Origin of the sequence: Methanococcoides mangrovi (genome assembly GCF_052057775.1) — an archaeon.
Classification (GTDB): Archaea; Halobacteriota; Methanosarcinia; order Methanosarcinales; family Methanosarcinaceae; genus Methanococcoides.
The window spans coordinates 1,537,601-1,562,420 of record NZ_CP195121.1 but is presented as its reverse complement, the minus strand read 5'-3'; the positions used below and the strand labels follow the sequence as shown (position 1 = coordinate 1,562,420).

Genomic DNA, 24,820 nt, shown 5'->3' with positions numbered 1-24,820 from the left:
AAAAAATTTAAGGGAGTAAATTGATATTTCTACTGCTGTTCCTCATATCATCATAAATAGATTATTTGATAGGAAAGGTGAGAACATCTTAAAATTTGAGATATATGCAGATAAAAGTGGAAAATACAGGTTCAGGCTCAAAGCAAGGAATGGGGAGATCATAGCAACCGGTCAGAGCTATTCGACAAAAGCAGCCTGTATGAACGGCATACAATCAATCAAAAAGAATGCAGCGGATGCAGAGATCATTGAGATCGAAACACCCTCTGAGGAAAAGTAAGTTCTCATTCCCTATATAAGGATTGTTTCCTTCAAATCCTGAACCTTCTTACTTTTTATTTTCGACCTGCAGAACCCAATAAAAATATATTGTTTTCATTCATCACAACAACTGCATGAGACATTCCCTTTAAGGATCTCCCTCCAGTCCCCGATGACATCATGTGTCCAGCAGTCATCGGCACCTGCTGCTTCCCTCATTGTGAGAGCAAAGATGTAGGACAGTTCCTTAACAGTGGCACCAGCCTCAAGAGCGCCTTTGAAATGCTTGAGAACACAGGGCTTTGACCTTGCTTTGATGGAAAGTGCAAAGCAGATGAACTGATATGTCTTCTCATCGATTGTCCTCATTTCAGAATATAATTCATCGATCTCATCCAGTTTTTCAGTAAACTCCGGGAAAAATTCTTCCAGCATCCTCATTTTAATCCAAACCTACCTTTAGTTACGATAGAGCGACGATATCTCACTCCGAATAAGAATGGATGATAAGAGGACTTAAAAGCAACGCTTCAAATAATGTTGAAATCCCATATAAAAAGAATTAAAAATTGAAAAAGAGATGATCGATATTATTTCTTTTTCATTTTTGCAAGCTTCTTCTTAGCAGATCCATCACCGGAAGCTGCTTTCTCTTCAAGCTCATTAAGTTTATCTTTCTTCTTTCCGCTTTTCCTTGCCAAATCCTTCTTAGACATTGCCATAGGATGGCTATTTTGAAGTCCAAACTATATAAAATGGTGGCATTTGATTTTGATATCGATCTATCATGCCTTTCATTGAAAACTTTAAAATTTAAGAACGTTACATGTTACTTATGGACATATACAGGATAACATCCATCAATCGCCCACTGGACCCTAATTATCCTACCAACCGGCTTATCTTATTGACAGGTCTGATTGTAATAATTGTAACTTCATTGTTCCACTTCAGTCTCAATGGTCCCTCTATTACTTCGATAATATATGGAACAAAAGCAGGGATCACTGTATTTCTGGTCTGGGCGATCTCAAGAGAGGTGGACCCTGACCATGAGACTGCAGCCTTTGTTCCTGTGATCCTTTCGCTTGTCCCAGTGATCTTTTTCGGAATGAACCCATTGCTCGCAATGTACTGGCTACTCCTAATATCACGTATAGTTAACCGCTCTACCGGGTCAAAAGCAGGAATCCTTGACAGCCTGACCTCCTTGCTGCTCGGTATGTACCTGTCCTTCGAGATAACCTGGTTCTTTGGAATAATCACATCTGCCTCTCTTTTCATTGACAGCAGGATATCTGCAACCGACAGGATAAGTCTGATACTGTCTGCACTTGCAATATCCGGAACCCTGTATATTATAGTCCGTGGAACCGGAATTCCAATTACAGACATCTCCTTAGTTAAAGCTGTGGCTCTTCTTTCTATGCTCCTGCTCTTCCTTCCTACACTCCTTGGTTCAAAAAGACCACAGAGCAAAGGTGACAGGACCGGTGAGCCTCTTGAAGCGATAAGAGTGAAAGCCTGTATGGCCATATTCCTGGCAACTGCAATAGGTTTTATTTTGGCAGATACCGATTACACGAGATCCTGGCCTGTACTCTGGTGTATTGCAGCAGGGATCGGACTGTACCGATCTCTGGTCGGATATAGATCTTGACTTTATCTAAATATAGCTAATCAATTTAATTTTTTCAGAATGCTGCGCCATCAAATATTTATACACATGCTTTTATAAATGGCCCCTATAATCTGGTCAATGAGAATCATGATCGAACTTATCAAACCACTTGTCCTGGGATTTACAATTGGCATTTCCGCTGCACTTGTCCCCGGACCTATGATGCTCGCCACAGTAGGTATATCACTTGAAAAAGGCTGGCGTAGTGGACCTTTTGTGTTCATCGGACATTCAATAGTAGAACTCACCCTGATACTACTGATAATAGGAGGAATCTCTTCCCTTATCGGAAGTAGCACTATTACATACATGTCCATTATTGGCGGCATCATAATGATATTGTTTGGACTGTTGATCTTAAAAAGTGCAAAGGATATCTCCACAATGGACATAGCCGGAGCTGCCAGGAATACCAGGATCGCGAAAAGTCCTTTCCTTGCAGGGATACTTACCTCTGTACTAAACCCCACATATGTGCTCTGGTGGCTCACAGCAGGAAGTGCCATAATACTTCAGGAATATCTTGTAGGTACAATTGCCATAGTAGCCTTTATGGCAGGCCACTGGATCGCAGACTTCGGCTACCTTCTTACAGTATCATTATCAACGGCAAAAGGTAAGGATTTCATATCCAGAAGAAACCACAAAAAAGTACTGTATTTCTGCGGGATCCTCATGATGATATTCGGGATATTTTTCATATTCAACTACAACAACATTTCCACATTGATCTGATGAAAATAAACGAAAAAATGAGAGAATGATGAAATAAAATGGGATAATAATGGAAAAAAGAAAGTTCAGATGAACCTGTCAAGAAGCTCACCAACCTTCTTTGGATCAGCTTTATTGCAGACCAAAGGTCCTGATCTCAATACATCAAGATGATCCTCGAACGTCGGTTTCTCATTGACGTAGAAGACACCGAGAGGTATTCTTTCTCCCCACTCCTGAACCTTTTCAAAGGCCTTCATCCTGTCAGCCAGATCATAATCTTCGTCCTCTTCTTCCATCCTGTAGACCCTTTCCGAGTACCAGCTGAAAGTGTTGAGCTTATTGAATGAAACACATGGCTGGAGGACGTCCACAAGAGAGAAACCCTTGTGCTGGATGGCCTTCTTGATAAGTTCGGTAAGATGAGGTACATCACCTGCAAAACCCCTGCTTACAAATGAGCAGTCAAGGGAGATCGCAAGGGAAAGCGGGTTCAGCGGGGTGTTGAACACGCCGTGAGTCTGCACCTTTGTCTTCATTCCAATTTCACTTGTAGGCGAAGCCTGTCCTTTGGTAAGTCCATATATCTGGTTGTCATGAACTATCAGTGTAATGTCGGGATTTCTCCTGACATTATGTATGAAATGATTCCCACCTTCACCATAGCAGTCACCATCCCCTGTAACTGCAAGCACCGTCAGCTCATGATTGGCGACCTTAGCACCAATTGCCGGGGGCAGCGACCTTCCATGAAGCCCGTTGAAAAGATTGCATTTCAGGTAATGTGGCAATTTGCTTGACTGTCCGATACCCGATGTGATCAAAACTTCATCAGGTGACCTCCCAAGTTCTGCAAGGGCACGCTTGACAGCCTTGAGTATCATAAAGTTTCCGCAACCGGGACACCATTCAGTCTCGAATTCACCGTAATCCTCCACACTCACCATATCAGATCACCTCCTTTTCCCTCAGGGCACGTATTATGGATTCCGGACTGTAAGGCTTACCATCCGACCTAAGGACCTTTTCAAAAAAATGCACCCCGGTCTCGCATTCAAGCAGTCTTGCAAATTGCCCGGTTGCATTGTTCTCCACACATACGATGGTCCCGGCATTGCCAAGAACTTTCTTTACAGCTTCCACAGGCAGGGGGAAAACTTGAGTGAAGTGAACATGGTTCACCGAATGGCCTTCACTGATAAGGTCATTCACAACCTCCATGAGGGGACCGTATGTGGAACCCCATCCCACAAGAGTTATTTGTGCATCTTTTGGACCATAGATATGCGGCCCTTCCATATCCGTTCTCAGAAGATCGAGCTTTTTCATCCTCTTTTCGTTCATGAGAATGCGGTTCTCGATTGTCTGGTCTATATGACCGTACTCATTGTGCTCATCGCTGTCAGCCGCCACCAGCACTCCTGCCTGGCCGGGAATTGCACGGGGGGAGATTCCCGTGGAGTTCAGTTCATAGCGTTTGTATTCACCATTTTCGGCCAGTTCCTCATCGGTCATGAGATGCCTCTCAATAGTGACCTTTGATGGATCGAACCTCTTGCATGTGAAAAGGGAATCCGCAAGATACTGGTCGCTCATGACAAAGACCGGGATCTGGTATTTGTCAGCAATGTTAAACGCTTCAGCTGTCAGGTAGAAGCAGTCTTCAGGCGTCCCCGGAGCCAGCACGCATCGAGGGAACTCACCCTGTGCTGCGGTCAGTACGAACTGGAGGTCACCCTGCTCGGTCATGGTAGGGAGGCCGGTAGCAGGACCCGGACGCTGGGAGAGGAATATTACAGCAGGAGTTTCTGTCATACCGGCGAGCCCAAGGGCTTCTGCCATGAGGGAAAAACCACCGCCAGAGGTCGTGGTCATTGCCCTTGCACCGGCAAAGGAAGCACCAAGAACCATGTTCAGGGCAGCGATCTCATCTTCCGCCTGCTCGACAACAACATTAAAGTCATCAGCGTTTGCAGCCACGTAGGTCATGACACCTGTGGACGGTGTCATAGGGTACGCTGCCAGGAACTGTACGCCGGCGGCAAGTGCCCCAAGTCCGACGGCATCGTTGCCTGCAATAAGCATCCTCCCATCATCTTCTGAAGGTTCACTAACAGAGAACTTACAGCCTGAAGTGAAGTTCTCCTTCACGTAATCATAACCTGCACGTGCTGCTTTGATGTTATTCTCAATGATCTCATCGCCTTTCTTTTTGAATGTCTCAGTAAGGACCTTTGCAAGGTAATCGAACTCAAAGCACATCAGGCCAAGGGCAGCACCACTTGCAACGGAATTGGAATAGATCTTGTTACCGCAGACATCCTTTGCGATCTTAAGCATGGGTACGTGGAAAAAAAGGCCTTCCGTATTATCGATCTTAATGACATCGTTATCAAATATAATGACACCATCGGACATCTCCTCGATCTGTTCCTCAATGGACTCCTCATCAAGAGCTATGAGGATGTCCACCTTCTCGGTCATCGCCCTTATCGGTTCATCGCTCACACGTACCTGGAACGTGTTATGTCCGCCCCTTACCCTCGAAAGATAGAACTGGGTGGCAAAAACGTTGAAACCGCTTTTCTTGAAGGTCTTTGCAAGTGCGACACCAATGGTCTGCAAGCCCTGACCTGCAGCTCCACCTACCCTTATTACAAGATCTGTACTCATTTTGTATCCCCCGTGATTCAAAAACATGTCCAAGCAGAGCCGGTCCGATCGGATAAGATCAAACCGTATCAGAACGGTCCTGATAGATAACCTTACTTTGCATTCTCGTTAACTTCCCATAGCCCGAAGGTGTTTCCTTCGGTGTCAATACAAACTGCAAGATATCCCCAACCCGGGACAGGCATCTTCGTCTGTAACACCGTCCCTCCGAGTTCTTTCACGCGGTCGCAATACTCATCCACAGAGGTTACCCCTACAAAATTGGTGATCCTCTGTTCAGGACTGCCACGTTGTCCCATTCCCCCGCCAAGTCCGGGATTGCCTTCAAGGTCTGTGGTCTCGATGAAATAATATTCAAAAGGACCTTCAACTTTTTCGATCTTCCAGTCAAATAGTTCACTGTAGAACTTCTTTGCCCGCTCAGGATCATCAGCAGGCAGATCAAAATGTGCAATCGTTGGCATACAATTATCACTCCCGATTTAAATATGCCATTGAACTGATTTAAGTTTTGGGTAGAGATTTAAGATCTAGATCGGATCCATCAAACCGACTCATCGATCATCCTGTTCTGATCCGGTGGATGCTTGCAGGATTAAGGAAAAAAGGTAAAGAATGGGCGAGGTACGCCCATATTGCTAAATGAACTCTGAAGTTACGCACTTAGTTCCAAAGGTAATTCGACAGTGCTTATTACTGGTATTCTTCCATTTCATCGAACTGGAGATACCTGTAGATCTCGGCCTGTTTCGGCTCGATCTTCTCCCTGTAGACTTCCATGTACTCCTCGACAGTTGGTATCCTGCCAAGGTTGGAGGTGACAGCTCCAAGCTCTGCTGAACCAAGGTAGACCTGGGCTCCGTCACCCATACGGTTGTCGAAGTTACGGGTGCTGGTGGAGAACACTGTGGCGTCATCCGGTACACGGGCCTGGTTACCCATGCATAGTGAGCATCCTGCGATCTCTATACGCGCACCTACCTGACTGTATATGGAGAATAGGGATTCTTCCTTAAGCTGTGCCTGGTCCATCCTTGTAGGCGGGCATATCCAGGTACGGACATCAGAGTTGAACTTCTGGTCACGCCAGATCTCGGCTGCAGCACGGAAGTGTCCGATGTTGGTCATGCACGAGCCGATGAAGACATCCTGGATCTCTGTTCCTGCTACCTCGGAAAGCAGCCTGACATCATCAGGATCGTTGGGGCATGCAAGGATAGGCTCTTTGATATCCGCAAGGTCGATCTCTATGACCGCTGCGTACTCCGCGTTCGGATCGGCCTTGAGCAGTTTTGGATCTGCCAGCCACTCCTCGACAGCTTCTATACGCTTCTGGAGCGTCTCTGCATCGCTGTAGCCGTCCTTGATCATCTTCTTCATCAATGCGAGATTGGAGCGCAGGAAAGTGGATACAGACTCCTCACTGAGCTGGATACAACCTGCTGCGGCTGAGCGCTCTGCAGCGGAATCAGTAAGCTCGAATGCCTGCTCGGCGGTGAGGTCTGGAAGTCCTTCGATCTCAAGGATGCGACCGTTGAAAATATTGATCTTGTTCTTCTTAGGAACGGTCATCAGACCCTGCTTGATAGCATAGTATGGGATAGCATTGACCACATCACGCAGTGTGATGCCAGGATTGAGCTTGCCGCTGAAACGTACAAGCACGGATTCCGGCATATCAAGAGGCATGAATCCAAGAGCTCCTGCGAAGGCTACCAGACCGGAACCTGCCGGGAATGATATGCCTATAGGGAACCTGGTATGGGAATCGCCACCGGTACCAACTGTGTCCGGGACTAGCAGGCGGTTGAGCCAGCTGTGGATGACACCGTCACCGGGTTTCAGGGCAACACCTGCACGCTCGGAAACGAAATTTGGAAGTGATTTGTGCATCTTCACATCTGCAGGCTTGGGGTAGGCTGCTGTGTGACAGAATGACTGCATGAACATCGGGGCCTGGAACCTGAGGCAGGCAAGCTCTGTGAGCTCATCGGCGGTCATAGGGCCGGTGGTGTCCTGGGAACCGACTGTGGCCATTACCGGCTCACAGGCGGTGCCTGGCAGGATACCTTCCACGCCACATGCACGACCAACGATCTTCTGTGCAAGGGAATAGCCCTGTCCGGGTTTCGGTACAGGATTGTCGGGCTTTGTGAATATGTCAGTCTCAGGCAGGCCAAGTGCCTCACGAGCCTGAGCGGTCAGGGACCTGCCGATAATGAGAGGGATACGGCCACCGGCACGGTACTCATCTGCCAGTGTGTTAGGCTTGAGGTCAAAAGTGGAAAGGACATTGCCGTTCTCATCTGTGACCTCACCCTTTACAGTGTTGATGGTGATGATGTCGCCTTTCTGAAGGTTGCTTACATCCATTTGCAGAGGCAGTGCACCTGAGTCCTCGGCTGTGTTGAAGAAGATAGGAGCTATTGCGGTTCCGATGATCACGCAGCCACGGCGCTTGTTAGGAACGTATGGGATATCCTGACCGATGTGCCAGAGCACACTGTTGCAGGCGGACTTACGGGAAGAACCTGTTCCCACCACATCGGCGACAAAGGCAACCTCATGTCCTTTCTCACGCCACTCTGCCATCTCCTCGATGCCACCGGGGAAGCGGGTGTTACCCATTGCCAGTGCATGGAGGGGTATGTCAGGACGGCTCCATGCAGCACTTGCAGGGGAGAAGTCGTCGGTGTTTATCTCGCCATCGACCTTGAACACCTTTACAGTAATGGTCTCAGGGATACCTGGCCTGCTTGTGAACCATTCTGCATTGGCCCAGCTCTCAAGGACCTTTTTGGCAGCTTCATTTGTCTTTGAGAGTTCAACTACCTCGTCAAAGGCCTCATAGACCAGTGTTATGCCTAAAAGCGCAACAGCAGCATCGTCTGCCACTTCGCCATCCTTGAGGGCTTCGATAAGGTAACTGACATTGTAGCCACCGATCATTGTCCCAAGGATCCTGATGGCTTCCTTCTTGTCTATGAGAGGTGAAGAAACATCTCCTGAGAGTATCTTGCCAAGGAAATCCGCCTTGACCTTTGCAGCCGGGTCCACACCAGGGGAGATACGTTCCGTGAACAGGTTGAGCAGGAACTCCTCCTGGTCTGCGGGAGGATTCTGTAACAATTCACAAAGTTCAGAAGTCTGTTCCGGATCCAGAGGAAGTGCAGGGATTCCCTGAGCGTTCCTCTCCTCTTCATGTTTTAGATAAGCTTCGATCATCTTTTTCCTCCATGAGAAAATGCGTTTTCGGCTGCATTGGCAACTGTATAGCTTTTCAATGTATGGTTGCCCTGAAAAAAAGCATATTATTGCCTGAAATGTGATGCTGATAATCCGTGTTTGCTATATATGACATTAACGGAGCAACGGACGGCTGTGCTTAAGTGAATGAGCAAAGTCGAAGACGGAAGTACAACTATCAGGACTTCTCACTTGACATCAATGGGTTGTTAGATATCAAAACTGAAAGTCAACTCATATCCCTTGCAGAAAAAGTTACTACGACCACATCTATCCATGCGACCCCTCCGGATTATCCAGACCCAATTGCATTTGCATATGCAATTAATAATTCCAAAGGTATTCAAAAACTTTCAATTTCAATGATCCCTACAGAATCCTAAGTTGTTACAGTTCAATATTTTCTTCTTTTAATCTTTCAATCAGTGCTTCTAAAAATTCGTTTACGATTTCATCTTTTGTTTCGATTTCTTTTATCCACAGCCTTATGTCGAGTATAACACTGCCACCAGATATGTTGCTAAATAGAATTCTGGGTGGGAATCTGTTTAGATCGGTCTTGTCTTCAACTAACCCCATGATATTGGACAAATTTGATAGACTGTATGTAGCAATCTCTTCTTTTTGTGATAAATTAACTGGCAGTATTCTTTTATTCTCATACGCAATTTCTATTATGATCGACTTGATCTTACTGTAATCAGATTTATAAGGAATTGCCAACTGCAAAGGTATTTCCAGAATTCCGGACTTTGTATAATTTATGATTCTGGATGAAAGTATAAACGAATTAGGCAGGTATATAATTCTTCCATTAGCGTTTCTCAAAGTAGTACTTGTCAATTTAATCTCTTTTACTTTACTAACTTCAGTTTCAGGACTTCCACCGATCTCAATCCAATCTCCAATTCGAATTGGTCTTTGTGTAATAATTAGTATACCTGCAATAAGATTTTGTATCACGTCTTGTGAAGCAAAAGTAACGGCAATACCTACAATTCCGAATGATGCAGCTAAAGCGGTAATATCTAATTTAAGTATGTGATAGACTCCATAATACAAACCAATAGTTATAACTGAATACTGGAAAACTATAGCTATTATTTTGGATTGATTTTCCGATATTCTATTATCCAGGAATCTTCTAATGAGAGCATAAATTAGAATAGCCAAAAAAATAGTGACTATTAAAATCAGTATAAAAATAAAAAGATGTTCTACTGGTACACTACCTACCAAAATATTACCGGCCATCTGTGATCACATTGTCAATGATTAATTAACATTTCTCGACTTATTCAGCACATAATACAAAGTAAGCTCAAGTACCAGTATGAATTTTGTACATATTTTTTAATAAGAGTCTTTCCCTGAGATATACCACAACCGGAACGCTTGTGTCAATCCAATTTAACAAATTTCAAATCTTTTTCAAGAGGTTGTTGATATCTTCATTGATCTCAACCGCCAGTTTTTTTGCACCCTCCCCGGTGGCATCTACAAGCTTTTCAACCTTGGAGATTATCTCCTCGACCTCTTCCTTAACGTCTATTGATCTGATCGAATCTGATAGAGATATCATCTCTTCTTTTATTTTCATTCCTAGCTTCGATGCTTCGTTTCCGGTCTTTTCTGCAAGCTCATCGAGATCTTTGCTTACATTGTCTATATGTTTTTGAAGCGCTATCCTTTCAGTTATAGTGGCAAATTCCTGTTTTACCTCGGAAGCAAGCAATTTTGCAGAATTACCTGTCCTGTCAACCAGTTCATCTATCTTTACCTCAAGTTCTTTGATATCACTCTTGAGATCTATAGACTTAACATCTGTAGCGAAGGAACTAAGCTTACCCTTAAGCTTTTCATTTATCAATTTTGCATCTTCGCCTGTCTTTTCTGCCAGTCTGTCTACGTCTTGCCGAATCTCTTCAAGTACTTTTTCCATAATATACCTCCAAAAATAATCCCCATTAAACATAAGAAAGTCGAAGATATAAAACTATGCAAATAACAAAATAAGAATTATTCAATTGGAGATCTCTTGATAAATCATAGCCAAAAAATACTTGTATTAAAATCTCTCAATTTTTAGATAGAGCGTATTTCCTGATGTACTTCATCATCAAAAGTATCTATTAAAACTGTATCCATATAAATAAAAACTGTTAAGGACTATCTATCCATGCGCTTTGATAATGAACGCAATTCCTGAAAGGATTACTTATAATGAATAAAACAAAGAACAATTCTTTCCGGTCTTCGGTACCAAAGCTGAAAATTCAGGCAGGTCGATATCTTCTACAGCTTGTATTACTTGGTTTAGCAGTGCATATTATCCTGCCCCAGTTCACGACTCTGGAAAATTCAGTTCATGTTATCCGCACAATGATACTATGGGCCGTACTCACTGCTGTAGGTGCCCAGATCATTAGTTACTTTGGCAGTGGCTATTTGCTTAAGGAAACAGTTGCTATCACTGGTCAACGTTTGCCGATAATATGGGGTGTTATCATAACACTTGCAGCTTCCAGCATTGGTCTCATAGCTGGCGGTATGGTTGGTAATGCAGCAGCCACCTATAAGTGGATGCAAAAAAAAGGCATTCGTAAAGAGGGTGCAGGTCTGGCAGGGACACTGCCTTCGTTTTACAACAATGTGGTCTTATTTATTTTATCTATCTTCGGCATGATACACTTGCTTATTGTGCATCAACTTTCGAACCTGCAATTGATCACCTTCACTGCCATACTCCTGGTCATGGGACTATGTGCAGGTCTTTTCATATGGGGATATGGTCATCGTCAGAAGTTCATTTCCATATCAATTGGATCTGCAAGTCACCTTTCCAGGCTGATCCATAGACCTTACACTCCGCATAATACTGAAGAAACCATCTCTAAGATGTTTGATTCTATAGATCTGTTACGCAATGGAGGATGGCGTGGTCCAGCAGCAGGTGCTGTCATCAATACTGGTTTTGATATGATGACCCTTTATTTCCTATTTGTTGCAACCGGTCACAGTGTAAGTCCCGGCGTACTATTGACCGGATATGGCCTACCCTTACTTTTTGGAAAGATGGCTTTTCTTATCCCCGGCGGTGTTGGGGTTGTGGAGGGTACCATGGCTGCGCTTTATAGTGGACTTGGTGTTCAGTCTTCCATTATGGTCGTGGTCATCCTTGTCTATAGGATGTTCTCATTCTGGTTACCAACATTGGTTGGATTCCCACTGGCAGCTTATCTTCAGCATTCAAATGATCGTTCAATTTAAAAAGATCATGACCTGGCTTTGTAGTAGCATCAAATGCCTGCCAGGCATGCACATTAATAATTTGGAATTTAGTATTTTAGTTTCATTTCAGTGATGGTACATTATCATCTTCTTTTCATACAAACTACTGCCATCACACCGACAAATGCAAGAATGGCTCCAAAACCCGGGGACTCCTGTTCAGTTGTTGTACCACTGTCGTTCACTTCAGTAATTGTTCCTTCCTGAACTTCATCGACAATTGACCCATCCATGCTTTGATCATCTGTTATCTCATCAACTGGTGTCCCGGTTGCATTGTCGACCGTTTCAGGAACAACTTCAGAGGCAGGTTCTGGCTGATCATTGGCATTTCCCGGAAAGGTCAGGGCATCGATCTCCTCCAGATTGCTAAATCCATCCATATCCGAGTCACGAGTTTCAATTGATGCATAATTTCTTCCACTTTCTGAATATGCCCTTCCATAGGGATTTAGGGATCCTCCATTTGGACCAGTGTGACATACCGCACAGGAATCAAGTCTTGAGTCCTCAGTATCATAGTACTGATTAAAAGATGACAAAAAGCTGGATTTCGCTGAAACCACGGATGGTCCTGCCAACAATATCACTGCTAAGAGCAATACAACAATTAGTTTAGATCTCATATAAGCACCCCATTTTACTAATTACTAATATGTTGGTTGTCAGTTACTTAAGTGTTATTAACATGGGATCATGTGCTTTCTTTAGAGTGGAACCTGTGTTCATCCGTTATTCTCTTTGAAAAATGGCAATAGCTGCCAAACTTCAGATAGAACGATGAGAGGTTCAACTTTTTACATCTTTTAAGAAATTTGCCCAGTTTTTAGCATCATCTACCCTTTTTTGAACTGTCCGGTGATCAAAACGTCCTCTTCGATCTTTATCCTCACCAGATTCTATTTCCTTCAGATCCATAATGGTGCGCAAAAGTGCTGCAGTCTCATCAAACAGAACCGTTGCTTCCTGAGGGGTCAGATCCATTTCTTTCAGTTTTGCCTCATCCTGTTTTTCCCTTTTTGACAATAACGAGATCAAATGATCGATATGATCATGATCCGTATCTGATAATTCCTTTTTATTAAGAAGTTGCCATACCAATTCATGCAACTCTATCTTTTCCCCATCTATCTCTATTTCGTATGGTATCAATTGTCCTGCCCAGAAAAGATGATGATGAAGACGAGCGAACAGCTTTTTTCTTTCCGATCCTGTTATGAACTGTGTCATAGTACCCCCATGATCCGGCATTCAAAGATATGGACTTATATTGAACTTGAAACCCTGTTATTGAATGCTATATTCGATCAGGGAACATAATATGATCCCACCGAAACAATCAATAATAATTCAATAAGTAGTATCTAAGATCTCGACATATAAATATTACGATCTGACTTTGCAGGAGTAGAACAGGGTCTATATGATATGACATTGGAATATGATATCAAATCCATAAAAAATGCTTAATCATCCAGCCCTTTCCTACCAAAAACATAGTTGGCAACCCTTAAAGCATCGCGATCCCCTGTGGCCTTGTCCACAGAATCACTGAGCTTTACCACAGGTATGTCATCGATCTTGTGGAGCTTGATCACCATGTTGAGAGGAGGGCTGTAACTGAAGAAGTCCGAATTGTTCGTCAGGCTTGTACCGATGCCGAAACTGCAGTTGATCCTTCCTTCGCAATACTCGTTCAGCCTTACAGCATCCCTGACATGAAGGGAGTCACTGAAAACAAGTGATTTCTTCATGGGGTCGATACCCAGTTTCCTGTAATGGTCGATGACCTCATCCGCGAACCTGAACGGATCGCCACTGTCATGACGTACACCATCGTAAAGTTTGGCAAGCTCAAGGCCGAAGTTCCTGAAGAATGGTTTTGAACCGAACGTATCGCTCAGTGCAATACCCAGATTGCCTTTGTAGACCTTCACCCAGTTCTCGAACGCGAAAAGGTTTGCGTTGCGAAGTCCCACAAGTGCGGAATTCCCCATGATCCATTCATGGCCGATAGTACCAATGGGACGGATCCCATATTTTTTGGCAAGATATACATTGCTTGTACCCGCAAATGATTCAAGCCCATGCAGGACATCGACCACCTTGTCGTGCAGTTTGAATCCCCTGCGGCGTCGGGTCCCGAATTCAGAGAAGATGCAACCATTTGAACTTAGTTCTCCACCCATTTCGCTCATAAGGTTCCCATACTCGTTCATAAGGGTCGTCTCGGGATCATCGCCATTGGATGCGAACCTGTCCAGCCAGTCCTTTTCCACTATGGTGAAATAAAGCTCTGAGATGGTGGCCATGAGAACGATCTCCCAGAGGATGGAACTGTGCCAGGGACCTTCTATGCAGAGGTCAAGATCATTGTCATCGGTAAGGGAAAGGCTAACCTCTGAAGGATCGAAACGATAGTTCTTAAGATACTCAATATAGGATGGTTTGAAAAAAGGACAAGTCTCCTTAAGCCAGAAGTATTCCTCATCGGTCAATGCCAGTCCGACAATATCCTCATCGATGGTCCTGCGCAGTTCTGCCACGAACTCGGTAGTGAACTTCTGTTCTCCCCTGTTTATGAAATGGTACTCTGCACGGGCATCAGGGAAAAGTTCCAGCACAGCCATCTGCATTGTGAACTTGTAAAGGTCATTGTCCAGTATCGATCGGATCACATGAGGTCTTCCTTTTTAGGCATCTATCTTAATGATAGCCTTATGTGATTGTACATATCGAAACCAATATATAAAAATACATGCTCAGATGGACAATCCTGATAATGATCGCTGATAATGGGTGGTAAAGATGGAAGATCGTACAAAGGGAATTATCTACATGCTGATAGTCGTCACTATCTGGGGATTCTCCTTCGTTGCCACAAAAGTATTGCTCGAGCACCTTCAGCCTGCAACGATAGCTATTACCCGTTTTGTTATCGCCACGATCCTTCTCTTCGCAATTTGCAGGAAGAAGGAAGACTACAGGAAAGATGAGAGATGGTATGTCATAATTGCCGGTTTCCTGGGAATCACCTGCTATTACATATTCGAGAACGTGGCCCTGATATTCACAACGGTCACGAACTCATCACTTATAAGCGCCACAGTACCGGTCTTCTTCCTTTTAACCGTCGATGCGCTCAGAAGAAAATTCTCAAGACCAAAAAAATATCTCGGCGCATTCATTGCTTTTGTCGGTGTCGGCCTGCTGATCCTGAACGGGAAGTTCAACCTTGAACTGAACCCTCTTGGAGATTTCCTTATGTTCGGATCGGTCTTCTCCTGGGTATTCTATACCCTTATCATCGATCGCATGGGTTCAAGGGATGTACTCGTCGTTTGCCGTGATCTTACATTGGCCGGTACGGTCTTCCTCCTCCCCTTTGCAATTTACGAAGCGCAGGATCTCAGGATAGATATAGTGTCACAGCATGACCTTCTGGTCGTCATTGCTACACTCATCTACCTTGGAGTTTTCTGTTCAGCTCTGGGATTCCTGTACTGGAACAAAGCGATCAAACTTGCAGGACCGGCGACCACTACCAATGGAATCTACCTGCTCCCGATCGTGGCAATAATAGGAGACTGCATAATAATTGGTAATATGCCGAACATTTACGTATTGATCAGTGCAGGACTTGTACTTGCAGGTGTTTACATTTCTGAGCATAACTGAAAGTACAGCAAAGCGGAACATACGATCCGATTCAGGACAGGTCACACCTGATAGCCTCTTCATTGGTCTCAGAATCACGATATGTCTTTCGGCGCTTTGAATATCTCTCTTTGTATCCACAAACGATGAAAATGCAGTCGATCTTGGTGAAATGTTCACACTTCATGCATTCAAGTAATTCGATATCCCTGTTATGCCAGGGACAGTTCTCGATCCATCCTTCAAGCATTTTGGAAACCACCATAAGCATTGATTCTCATTAAATTCAATATACTCAATTAAAGATAAGATGCGAATAAATAAAAAAGAAGCGAGAACAAAAATGTCTGACTTCACCAATTTACAGTTAGACTAAGAATTTGGCAGAATTCAGATTTGATATCTTTAAAGAATAGATCTCTTTTCAACAGTAGCTTTTTTCACTTAAGAGAACAATTTAACTCAGGGGTTACATGCCAAAGCCAAAAGTGATAATTCACAATTCAATTGGCCTTGACGGCTCATTCCGTGATGTTGATGTCGATATGGAGATCCATTACGGAACAGCTGCAAGCTTTGGAGAAGATGTTCACCTGGTGGGAGCAAACACTGCTAAGACTGGAATAGAGATGTTCGGCGGAGTCCCGCTGGAAGAGTATGATGATCTGAAGAAGCCTGCAAGAGACAGAACGGTACCGATATGGGCTATCGTTGACTCAAAAGGCATCCTGAAAGGATCTTTGCATGTGTTCCGGAGATTCGAGATGTGCCGTGATGTCGTTGTGCTTGTATCAGCATCAACACCATCGGATTACCTGGACTATCTTAAAGAAAGAGACTATGATTACATTTTGACAGGTGAAAAACACGTTGACCTTAAAGAAGCACTTAAGCTACTGGCCGACAGGTATGAAGCCGAAACTGTCCTTGTGGACAGCGGTAGCAAACTTAACGGAGCGTTGCTCGAGCAGGATCTTGTTGATGAGATCAGCCTGATAGTACTGCCCACTTTAACAGGAAATAGAACCGATGGACTATTCGCAAATATAACTAAACCCGGAAAAATCGGTTTGGAATTGGTCAAATGCGAAGAACTGGAAAAGGACTATGTATGGCTTGTTTACAGGATCAAGCGTGCTACTAATGAGTAATCATGTGCGACCAGATAGGACCAGACAAAATTTGATCAACCGGATAAAGCAGAAATGAATCGAATTCATATCCTATCATACTATATAAGATAAACAGAACCGGAGAGATAATATGACATTTTTGGATGATAAATTACCAGAAGCTTCTAAAGCTTTCACAGATATGCGCTCAGCAATATTCAGGAACAATTCACTTGACCTTAAGGTCAAGGAGCTCATAGCAGTCTCATCAGCAGTCCTTATGAGATGTGAGAAGTGTGTAAAGATACATTCAGAAAGAGCAAAAGAGAACGGTGCAACGGAAGAAGAGATCGCCGAAGCAATAGCAGTGGCCATGTTCATTGCATGTGGATCACAACTGCACTGGACTGATGCGTACGAAACCATCTTTGAGGGTTTTGATTAATGAATGAATATATAAAGGAAGACAAGATTTGCTGACTAATGGAAAACTTTATTTGTTTGGAGCTATTTTGTATCTTATCAAAAAAGATAGTGAATAGCTTCGGCATAAGTAACACTTCATAATATAAAAAACAAGATAAAAAAATAGTGAGATCTTACTTATAGATTAAACAATAGCTAACGCTAGAAAGATGATTTGGTTTGCTGAATGGCGAAATTAGAATTATTTCTGAAAAATCATTGATGGGTTTAAATATGGTAGCAAAAAGATCCATTCTAAGTTTACTGATCGTTGTCTTCATTATCTCTGGATTTAGCCTCCAAGCCCAATGCCTTAACTTCGAGGCCAGAGAACTGAATGAAGAAGGAATCGCCTTCACATTGAACGGAAGCTATGAGCAGGCGTTGTCAAAATACGATATGGCCCTTGACATCGATCCGGATTATGTTGAAGCACTTGACAATAAAGCATCAACATATTACCTGCTTGGGGAGTACGATAAAGCGATAGAACAGTATGACCTGATACTTGAGATGCAGCCCGGTGATGTAATGACAATTACTAAAAAGGGGATGGCATTCTCGAAAAAAGGAGACTATGAATCTGCTATTTCTACGTATGATCAGGCACTGGTATCTATTCAAAAGTACCTTACAAGAACCGTCGGTTCAAATAATTCCAGCAATACAGATACTGAAATGACAGTTTCCGAAGAAAAGGAAGAGATGACCGAAGAAGAAACGATCATACTTTATCACAAGGCACAGGCCATGGACAACATTGGCAAACATGATGAAGCAATGAAGATCTATGGGAACTTCCTCGAACTACAGATGGAACGTGCATCCAACTATTATGAAAAAGCCACAAACTCTGTCGAAAAAGGTAAAGCTTCCAATGCTGTCACATTTTATGATGAAGCACTGAAGATCGATCCCGACAACACTACCATATGGTACCATAAAGGCCAGGCATACTACAGCCTTGGAGACTATGAAAATGCGATCAAGGCATATGATATGGTGATAGGGTTCGATCCGAACAACATCGATGCATGGTTGAGCAAGGCGCAGGCACAGGAGATTCGTGGTGAGACCGGAAAATCAATAGAATCTTACAAGAAAGTCACTGAGCTTGATCCTTACAATGTGGATGCATGGTTCAGACTTAGTGAAGCATTCAGATCGGCCGAACAATATCAGGAAGCTTTGGCAGGTTATGGACAGGTCATCAAGCTCGATCCCGACAACGCTAACGCATGGCAAAAGAAGGGACTGGTTCTCGATCTTATTGGAAGATATGATGAAGCCCTTATTAGCTATGATAAAGCCCTTGGGATCGATCCCGATACCATTGCAAAGATCTATTTACAGAACCCGGCCATTTCACAATTAAACACAAACTTACAGGACCCGGCCATCTCGCGACTGAACACAAGCAATGAGGAGAATTGCTATGATCAGACTCCCAATTTCAAGATGGAATCTACAAAGATATGGTTCGATAAAGGTTCCATCTACCTGAAGCAGGGACAATATGAAAATGCTGTAGAGAGTTTTGACAAAGCACTCGAAATTGAAACAAATCATCCGTCCGTCTGGTACAACAAAGCAGTTGCTCTTGATGAATTGGGGAGGAAAAGCGAAGCTGTGGAAAGTTACACTGCAGCCCTGAAAAAAGACCCCTCATGTTCACAGGCATGGTACCAGAAAGGTTTTGATCTTGACGCTCTGGGTAGATATAACGAAGCTGTTTCCTGCTACAGGAAAGCGGTAGAGATCGAACCGGAGTTCACACTCGCATGGTATGCGCTTGCCCTTGAGCTCGATCATCTCGGAAAATATGATGAAGCTATCAAAGCATATGACATGGTGATCGAACAGAAGCCTGATTTCGTTGATTCATATTACAGGAAGGGAAGGATACTGACAAAATTTGACCGTTATCAGGAAGCTATCGATGTTTACCAGACAGCTCTGGCCTACGAACCCACAAACCAGGCTGTAAACACCCAGATGCAGGTAACTCTCAGCAAAATGGAAAGGCTCAACAGTTCCTCGAATGTTCCGGCTGTCAGCGGTTCACTTGCAGGACCAAGTCTTTTTGATATGTTCAAGGTAATAGACCTGGACAATGGAAATGAATATTATAGCCAGACTGGTGCCAATGATATCACATCTGGTGATGTGGACCTGTTAGGTGTTGAACCTCATGCAGAAGATGCATGGTTCGCACAGGGAAATGCTCTCCAGAACTCAGGAGAATATGCTGCAGCCTTAAGCTCATACAATAAAGCTATTCTTATAGACCCTGATTCCAGCGAAATGTGGTTCATGAGAGCAAGGACACTGGATATGCAGGGAAGACAAATAGAAGCTATCGAGAACTACAGGAAAGCAGTTGAACTTGACCCTGATTCTCGTGATGCATGGTTCTATCTTGGACAGGACTACAGCAACATTGGAGACAACTACCACGCAGTTGAATGCTATGACAATGCCCTCAGGATCAAGCCTGACGACACAGAATCATTGATCATGAGAGGACTTTCTTATGCCAAGCTCGGGCAGTATGAAAATTCACTGGCGTCATATGATAAGCTTCTGGAACTTGACCCTGAAAACCTTGAAGGCTGGCAGTATCGCGGAGATACATCATACCGTATAGGGGACTATGAATCGGCAATTATGTCCTACGATAAGGTTCTGAAGGCTGAACCGAACAACATAGAGGTACTGTTCGCGCAGGGTCTTGCGCTTAAAGGGGTAAACAGAACAGAAGATGCCGTCGCATCCTATGATCAAATACTTTCAACTGAGATCACTGATCCATCTGTACTTTACAGGTTAGCTGAAGCATATGAGAACATGGAAAATTACGGAAGAGCGATAAATTGCTATGATGCCATACTCGCAAATGACCCCAACAACACGAAAGCTCTTAACATGAAGGGATTTACACTCTATCTGAGCGGTAATTACAATGGAGCAATGTATAACTATGACAGGGTCCTTGAGATCGAACCCAACAATGCCGCTGCATGGTACAATAAGGGAACTGCTGCATATCTTACAAGCAGCTACGTCGCTTCATCGAACTACTATGCAAAAGCGGTCGAACTACAGCCAAACAGCATAACAGCATGGTATAACATGGGATTCATTGCCAATATCCTTGGTGATGTGGAGGGTGCCATCGGATACTATGAAAAGGCATTGCAGATCGACCCGATGTCGAAATCCGTGCTCTATAACAAGAGATTTGCACACTACAGGGTAGGGGAAGCTGTATCGGGTGAAACTGAAATGAAAAAGCTCGATTCCATTGATCCGGGATTTGAGGAAGCACTTGATGACAGGGGAACAAAGTTCTTCCTGCCTCAGGAATATGATCCCACTATCAGCTATAAGTTACCTGACAGATGGTATGATGAGACAGAGAAAAATACGATAAGACCCGGTTCAGAATGACATGAATTAAAGGATCATTCCTTTTTCTTAAAGAAGAGCCAGTCATTATCGTACTTACCAAAGTTCGTCTTTACGAGGACGAACTTGCCTTTCATTTTTTCACCTGAAAGACTGAAAACGATCTTCTTTTCTTTGATACTCTCAGGCTCAAAGATACCCCGGTCCCATATCTCGACCTTCCCCGAACCATAGCTGCCTTCGGGTATCGTGCCTTCGAAATCAGCGTAATCGAGATCATGGTCATCTACATGGATGGCAAGGCGCTTGATACCTTCCACTGTGGGGGGTTCCTTGGGTATGGCCCAGCTTTTGAGAACACCATCCATCTCCAGACGCAGGTCATAGTGAAGGTTGGTTGCATGATGCTTCTGTATCACGAATATTAAGCTATCCTTTTCTTCGTCCTTATCAGTCATCAATAATAAAGAGAGCTTGAACTTAATAAAAGTTTCAATTCAGAATGTTTTGTCAGCAAGACATGTTGAAAAGAAAAAGAAGTAAATGAAAAAATGAAGATGTAAAAGAAAAAGAGATAAGATCCCGGAAGGATCACCCCCCGGAGATGTACAATTTGCCGTTTTGGAAACAGAGTTCTTTTTCTTAATTGAAGTTCTCAAGACCATCCATGTCAAGGGTGACGAAGTAGTCATCAATGGTCTCTGCCCTTCTTATCTGGACAAAGGTGCCGTCCTCCCTCAACAGAAGTTCAGCAGAGCGAAGCTTACCATTGTAGTTGAATCCCATTGCATGACCGTGGGCACCAGTGTCGTGAATTGCGATAATGTCACCACGTGTGATCTCAGGAAGCATCCTGTCAATGGCGAACTTATCGTTGTTCTCACATAGGGAACCTGTGACATCATACTTGTGTGTTGCAGGCTGGCCTTCCTTGCCAAGGACGGTTATGTGATGGTACGCACCATATACACCCGGTCTCATGAGGTTTGCCATACATGCATCTGTTCCTACGTAGTCTTTGTAGATGTGCTTGAGGTGTCTTACTCCTGTGACAAGGTATCCGTAAGGACCTGTGATGGTACGGCCACACTCGAGGAAGATCTTCAGCGGGTCAAGTCCGTTCGCCTTGATCTTTGCGTCATACTCTTCCTTGACGCCCTTTGCAATGACGTCATATGGGACAGGTTCCTGCTCTGGCCTGTAAGGGATACCGATACCGCCACCAAGGTTCACGAACTCGAAGCGGATGTCAAGCTCTTTTGAGATCTCGACGATGGTGTCGAAAAGCAGTTTTGCAGTCTCGATGAAGTATTCGGGGTCAAGCTCGTTGGATGCCACCATTGTGTGCATTCCGAAGCGTTTGACGCCTTTCTCTTTGAGCATCCTGTATCCTTCAAAGAGCTGTTCCTTTGTGAATCCGTATTTTGCATCTTCAGGATTTCCGATGAAGACGTTTCCTCCCTTCAATGGACCCGGGTTGAACCTGAAACAGACAAGCTCAGGAAGGCCTGCGGTCTCCTCAAGGAACTCGATGTGGCTGATGTCATCAAGATTGATGATCGCACCAAGTTCCTTTGCTTTTACGAATTCTTCTGCCGGGGTGTCGTTGGAGCTGAACATGATGTCCTCACCAACAATGCCTGACTTCTCGGAAAGGATCAGTTCAGGAAGTGAGCTGCAGTCTGCACCGAAGCCTTCGCTCTTCAGTACCTTAAGGATGTATGGGTTTGGCAAAGCCTTGACGGCAAAGAATTCCTGGAATCCCTCTAGAATGCTGAAAGCATCCTTGAGCTTCCTTGCGTTCTCCCTTATAGCCTTCTCATCATAGACGTGGAAAGGGGTCGGGTACTGCTCTCTTATCTCCAGTATCTGTTCCTTTGTGAATGGAAGTGTCTTTGAGACCATTTTTTATATTCTCCTGTATGGGGATTGGTGTACTCTAGTTATTAAGGTTAATACTACTTGCGATGTTTAAACGCTTTGGTTACTACATAAACCCTATTTTATAGCCTGTTTTTGAAAATGTGTGATAAAAAGTATGAAGTGCAAAAAGCCGATCTGATAATTCGGTGGTGTTGGAGGAAATTGAAGAACTTCATACAGAAGTGCTATTACTCCTCATCAACCATTTGTACTGCCAGAATTGTAAATGTGAATGTACTACCCTTGCCAACTTCACTTTCCACCCATACATCTCCACCATGCATTTCAACGAATTTCCTGACAAGTGTAAGACCGAGTCCGGTACCACCATACTCTCTGGTGCTTGAACCATCCACCTGATAGAAAGGATTGAACAGTCTATCCTTATCCTCTGATGAAATACCGATACCTGTATCCTTTACGAACATTTGTAAAGACTCATCGGATATTTTTCCACCAATGGTCACAGATCCTCCTTTGTGTGTGAATTTAATAGCATTGCTCATAAGGTTGTAAAGGATCTGTTTGAACTTTATCCTGTCCGCATTTATGGAAGGCGTTTCAATTTCGACATTAGATATCAGTTCGATGCTCTTCTCTGAAGCAAGAGGTTTCACCAATTCTTCAACTTCATCGATAGCCTCAGCCACTACGAATTCATTAATATGAAGTTCCATCGTTCCGATCTCTATCTTTGAGAAATCCATAAGATCACTGATCAGTTCCAGGAGATGATTTGCATTTCGAATTACATCTGAGGTGTATTTCTTCTGATGTTCGTTCAAGGAGCCGAAGTTCTCACTGTCAAGTACCTTTGAAAAACCGATGATCAAAGTAAGGGGCGTCCTTAGCTCATGGCTCATATTTGAGAGGAATTCAGTCTTGGTACGATCCGCATTCTCGGCTTTTATCTTTGCATGCAACATGGCATCCATGGCTTTTTCATTTTCTTTTGTAAGCCTGCCCATATTGTCCAGTATCTGGTTGAGGGCCTGAGGGATCTTCTTAAAATCAACCTGTACGTTGGTATCAGCCCTTGTATCAAAATTACCGACCAATGCTTTATCAGATATCAGTTTAAAGTCATATAACATTTTTTTGATGGAGTTGTCTGTGGAGCGTGCGACCATATATGCGACTCCGCCTACGAGAACGACCGAGAACAGGGACATAGAGAGCAGCCTTTCCCTCAGAACGGTTACTCCCGCAAGCATCTCATCTTTCGGTGCACAGAGGACAAAACTATAGGACCCTCCTGCAATAGGCTCATAGAACATCACAACTTCTCTGCCTGTGACAGGATCAATTGTTTCAATGTAACCGCCTTTTCCATCACTGATGTCGACTGCCATCTCAGAGATCTCCGAAACTCCAAAATCATCCAGATTCCTTATACCGATCCATTCCTTATGCTCAGGATGTGTCAACAGCTTTCCGCTATTGCTTGTAACAAAAGCATAGCCGGTATCAAAAACAGAAACATCTGAAACAACCTCATCAAAATAGTTAAGCGAAACATCAACCCCGCTGATCCCAACGAACTCACCATCCCTGATTATCGGAGAGTCATAGCTCACCATCAGTATTCCCTGGTAAAGGTACGGTTCGGTGACAACACTTTGCTTGAGCTGCTTTGGTCCCTGATAATATTCCGAGGTCTCATAATCCACAAGCGGTTCAACACTGATCGGACCGTTTATCGTGTTCCAGTATGGAACGAACCTTCCAGTCTCATCATGACCTTCCTTTCCTGTGAATTCAGCGTCTTTTCCATCAAAGGCATTGGGTTCATAGCCAACATAGACTCCGACCAGCTGTGGGTTTTCCAGAAGTATGCCTTTTAGCATGGCGTTCACTTCATCCCTGTCAGCTGCTTCATAATTGCTCATCGTTGTAGAGATAGTTTTAACTATACCCCGGTTAGCTCTGGTATTTCCATCGAAATAATTTGCATATTCCCGGGTCAGTTCTATTGACTGCTGATATGCCATTTCCTCCTGCTGAGCTGTCACAGTAGAAATACTGACCATACCAGATACTGATAGCACTAAAAAAGTGCCCAGGATGACATAGATAAGGATCTTATTTTTCAGGGAGATATTTTTTGATTCCATTTCAAAAGCTCGTAAGATTATATCGTTCGGAGTGTTTGGTTGATGCGGAATGAACAGTTCTAACTTATATACGTGTTTTGCTAATAATTTGTATAAACTTGTCAACATTAATTCATGTGAGTGTTGAGAGAAAACGACCTAAGGGTCATGGAATTCGGGCTCAGTTAACGGAAAAATCCAGAAGAGAAATATCTTCTTCCATTCAGGATAGATAAATCAAGAATCGTCTTAAACAACATACCCGGATCGAACATGGTGTCAGGATCGACGTGACC

24 protein-coding genes are annotated in these 24,820 nt (G+C 43.8%); 9 read left to right on the top strand and 15 right to left on the bottom strand.

Annotation, left to right across the window (positions count from 1 at the left end):
* Nucleotides 1-19: 19 nt before the first annotated feature.
* Nucleotides 20-280, top strand: coding sequence for a YegP family protein (locus ACR3I3_RS07910; protein WP_440953771.1), 261 nt, complete (start codon nucleotides 20-22; stop codon nucleotides 278-280).
* A 95-nt stretch (nucleotides 281-375) separates the two neighbouring features.
* On the opposite strand, the gene ACR3I3_RS07905 is transcribed toward ACR3I3_RS07910, so the two are convergent.
* Together ACR3I3_RS07905 and ACR3I3_RS07900 are read right to left on the bottom strand one after the other, a co-directional pair.
* Nucleotides 376-702 (bottom strand): carboxymuconolactone decarboxylase family protein, encoded by a 327-nt coding sequence (locus ACR3I3_RS07905; protein ID WP_440951722.1) that lies wholly within the window; start codon nucleotides 700-702, stop codon nucleotides 376-378.
* Nucleotides 703-851: 149 nt separating this feature from the next.
* Nucleotides 852-983, bottom strand: coding sequence for a hypothetical protein (locus tag ACR3I3_RS07900; protein ID WP_440951721.1), 132 nt, complete (start codon nucleotides 981-983; stop codon nucleotides 852-854).
* 113 nt (nucleotides 984-1,096) lie between these two features.
* Between ACR3I3_RS07900 and ACR3I3_RS07895 the strand changes: the two genes are divergently transcribed.
* Both ACR3I3_RS07895 and ACR3I3_RS07890 read left to right on the top strand, forming a co-directional pair.
* Complete coding sequence (locus ACR3I3_RS07895) at nucleotides 1,097-1,921, top strand: hypothetical protein (RefSeq protein WP_440951720.1); 825 nt, start codon at nucleotides 1,097-1,099, stop codon at nucleotides 1,919-1,921.
* Between the two features lie 99 nt (nucleotides 1,922-2,020).
* On the top strand, nucleotides 2,021-2,677 hold the full coding sequence (locus ACR3I3_RS07890) for a LysE family transporter (protein ID WP_440951719.1): 657 nt from the start codon (nucleotides 2,021-2,023) through the stop codon (nucleotides 2,675-2,677).
* A 65-nt stretch (nucleotides 2,678-2,742) separates the two neighbouring features.
* Here the strand turns inward: ACR3I3_RS07890 and ACR3I3_RS07885 are convergent, their stop codons facing one another.
* The 4 genes from ACR3I3_RS07885 to ACR3I3_RS07870 all read right to left on the bottom strand — a co-directional run bounded on the left by ACR3I3_RS07885 (nucleotide 2,743) and on the right by ACR3I3_RS07870 (nucleotide 8,554).
* Nucleotides 2,743-3,603: a 2-oxoacid:ferredoxin oxidoreductase subunit beta gene (locus ACR3I3_RS07885; protein WP_440951718.1), complete on the bottom strand. Its 861-nt coding sequence runs from the start codon at nucleotides 3,601-3,603 to the stop codon at nucleotides 2,743-2,745.
* Between the two features lies 1 nt (nucleotide 3,604).
* Nucleotides 3,605-5,329 (bottom strand): 2-oxoacid:acceptor oxidoreductase subunit alpha, encoded by a 1,725-nt coding sequence (locus ACR3I3_RS07880; protein ID WP_440951717.1) that lies wholly within the window; start codon nucleotides 5,327-5,329, stop codon nucleotides 3,605-3,607.
* 92 nt (nucleotides 5,330-5,421) lie between these two features.
* Nucleotides 5,422-5,793, bottom strand: a complete 372-nt coding sequence (locus ACR3I3_RS07875; RefSeq protein WP_440951716.1) for a VOC family protein — start codon at nucleotides 5,791-5,793, stop codon at nucleotides 5,422-5,424.
* Between the two features lie 229 nt (nucleotides 5,794-6,022).
* On the bottom strand, nucleotides 6,023-8,554 hold the full coding sequence (locus ACR3I3_RS07870; RefSeq protein WP_440951715.1) for a bifunctional aconitate hydratase 2/2-methylisocitrate dehydratase: 2,532 nt from the start codon (nucleotides 8,552-8,554) through the stop codon (nucleotides 6,023-6,025).
* A gap of 164 nt (nucleotides 8,555-8,718) precedes the next feature.
* Here ACR3I3_RS07870 and ACR3I3_RS07865 point away from each other — a divergent pair, with 164 nt between their 5' ends.
* On the top strand, nucleotides 8,719-8,958 hold the full coding sequence (locus ACR3I3_RS07865) for a hypothetical protein (protein WP_440951714.1): 240 nt from the start codon (nucleotides 8,719-8,721) through the stop codon (nucleotides 8,956-8,958).
* A gap of 4 nt (nucleotides 8,959-8,962) precedes the next feature.
* Here the strand turns inward: ACR3I3_RS07865 and ACR3I3_RS07860 are convergent, their stop codons facing one another.
* Nucleotides 8,963-9,829: a mechanosensitive ion channel family protein gene (locus tag ACR3I3_RS07860; protein WP_440951713.1), complete on the bottom strand. Its 867-nt coding sequence runs from the start codon at nucleotides 9,827-9,829 to the stop codon at nucleotides 8,963-8,965.
* A 166-nt stretch (nucleotides 9,830-9,995) separates the two neighbouring features.
* A complete protein-coding gene (locus ACR3I3_RS07855) occupies nucleotides 9,996-10,517 on the bottom strand; it encodes a hypothetical protein (protein ID WP_440951712.1) in 522 nt (173 codons plus the stop codon).
* 281 nt (nucleotides 10,518-10,798) lie between these two features.
* Between ACR3I3_RS07855 and ACR3I3_RS07850 the strand changes: the two genes are divergently transcribed.
* On the top strand, nucleotides 10,799-11,845 hold the full coding sequence (locus ACR3I3_RS07850; protein WP_440951711.1) for a lysylphosphatidylglycerol synthase transmembrane domain-containing protein: 1,047 nt from the start codon (nucleotides 10,799-10,801) through the stop codon (nucleotides 11,843-11,845).
* 104 nt (nucleotides 11,846-11,949) lie between these two features.
* Here ACR3I3_RS07850 and ACR3I3_RS07845 read toward each other — a convergent pair whose 3' ends face one another.
* From ACR3I3_RS07845 to pncB, 3 genes are all read right to left on the bottom strand, one after another.
* Nucleotides 11,950-12,492 carry a PGF-CTERM sorting domain-containing protein gene (locus ACR3I3_RS07845; protein WP_440951710.1) on the bottom strand — a complete coding sequence of 181 codons (543 nt, stop codon included), beginning with the start codon at nucleotides 12,490-12,492 and terminating at the stop codon, nucleotides 11,950-11,952.
* Between the two features lie 163 nt (nucleotides 12,493-12,655).
* Entirely contained in the window at nucleotides 12,656-13,096 is a 441-nt protein-coding gene (locus tag ACR3I3_RS07840) for a DUF5788 family protein (protein WP_440951709.1), read from the bottom strand.
* Between the two features lie 236 nt (nucleotides 13,097-13,332).
* The gene (gene pncB, locus ACR3I3_RS07835; RefSeq protein ID WP_440951708.1) at nucleotides 13,333-14,544 is read right to left on the bottom strand and encodes a nicotinate phosphoribosyltransferase; all 1,212 of its coding nucleotides are present in this window, start codon (nucleotides 14,542-14,544) and stop codon (nucleotides 13,333-13,335) included.
* Between the two features lie 130 nt (nucleotides 14,545-14,674).
* Here pncB and ACR3I3_RS07830 point away from each other — a divergent pair, with 130 nt between their 5' ends.
* Nucleotides 14,675-15,544, top strand: coding sequence for a DMT family transporter (locus ACR3I3_RS07830; protein ID WP_440951707.1), 870 nt, complete (start codon nucleotides 14,675-14,677; stop codon nucleotides 15,542-15,544).
* A gap of 31 nt (nucleotides 15,545-15,575) precedes the next feature.
* Here ACR3I3_RS07830 and ACR3I3_RS07825 read toward each other — a convergent pair whose 3' ends face one another.
* Nucleotides 15,576-15,773 (bottom strand): hypothetical protein, encoded by a 198-nt coding sequence (locus ACR3I3_RS07825; RefSeq protein WP_440951706.1) that lies wholly within the window; start codon nucleotides 15,771-15,773, stop codon nucleotides 15,576-15,578.
* 223 nt (nucleotides 15,774-15,996) lie between these two features.
* Between ACR3I3_RS07825 and ACR3I3_RS07820 the strand changes: the two genes are divergently transcribed.
* The 3 genes from ACR3I3_RS07820 to ACR3I3_RS07810 all read left to right on the top strand — a co-directional run bounded on the left by ACR3I3_RS07820 (nucleotide 15,997) and on the right by ACR3I3_RS07810 (nucleotide 20,550).
* On the top strand, nucleotides 15,997-16,674 hold the full coding sequence (locus ACR3I3_RS07820) for a RibD family protein (RefSeq protein ID WP_440951705.1): 678 nt from the start codon (nucleotides 15,997-15,999) through the stop codon (nucleotides 16,672-16,674).
* 112 nt (nucleotides 16,675-16,786) lie between these two features.
* Nucleotides 16,787-17,080, top strand: a complete 294-nt coding sequence (locus ACR3I3_RS07815; protein ID WP_440951704.1) for a carboxymuconolactone decarboxylase family protein — start codon at nucleotides 16,787-16,789, stop codon at nucleotides 17,078-17,080.
* A 254-nt stretch (nucleotides 17,081-17,334) separates the two neighbouring features.
* Nucleotides 17,335-20,550, top strand: coding sequence for a tetratricopeptide repeat protein (locus ACR3I3_RS07810; protein WP_440951703.1), 3,216 nt, complete (start codon nucleotides 17,335-17,337; stop codon nucleotides 20,548-20,550).
* A 14-nt stretch (nucleotides 20,551-20,564) separates the two neighbouring features.
* On the opposite strand, the gene ACR3I3_RS07805 is transcribed toward ACR3I3_RS07810, so the two are convergent.
* The 3 genes from ACR3I3_RS07805 to ACR3I3_RS07795 all read right to left on the bottom strand — a co-directional run bounded on the left by ACR3I3_RS07805 (nucleotide 20,565) and on the right by ACR3I3_RS07795 (nucleotide 24,545).
* Nucleotides 20,565-20,966, bottom strand: a complete 402-nt coding sequence (locus ACR3I3_RS07805) for a DNA polymerase ligase N-terminal domain-containing protein (RefSeq protein ID WP_440951702.1) — start codon at nucleotides 20,964-20,966, stop codon at nucleotides 20,565-20,567.
* 184 nt (nucleotides 20,967-21,150) lie between these two features.
* The gene (locus ACR3I3_RS07800) at nucleotides 21,151-22,413 is read right to left on the bottom strand and encodes a diaminopimelate decarboxylase (RefSeq protein ID WP_440951701.1); all 1,263 of its coding nucleotides are present in this window, start codon (nucleotides 22,411-22,413) and stop codon (nucleotides 21,151-21,153) included.
* Nucleotides 22,414-22,619: 206 nt separating this feature from the next.
* Nucleotides 22,620-24,545: a sensor histidine kinase gene (locus tag ACR3I3_RS07795; RefSeq protein WP_440951700.1), complete on the bottom strand. Its 1,926-nt coding sequence runs from the start codon at nucleotides 24,543-24,545 to the stop codon at nucleotides 22,620-22,622.
* Nucleotides 24,546-24,820 lie beyond the last annotated feature (275 nt).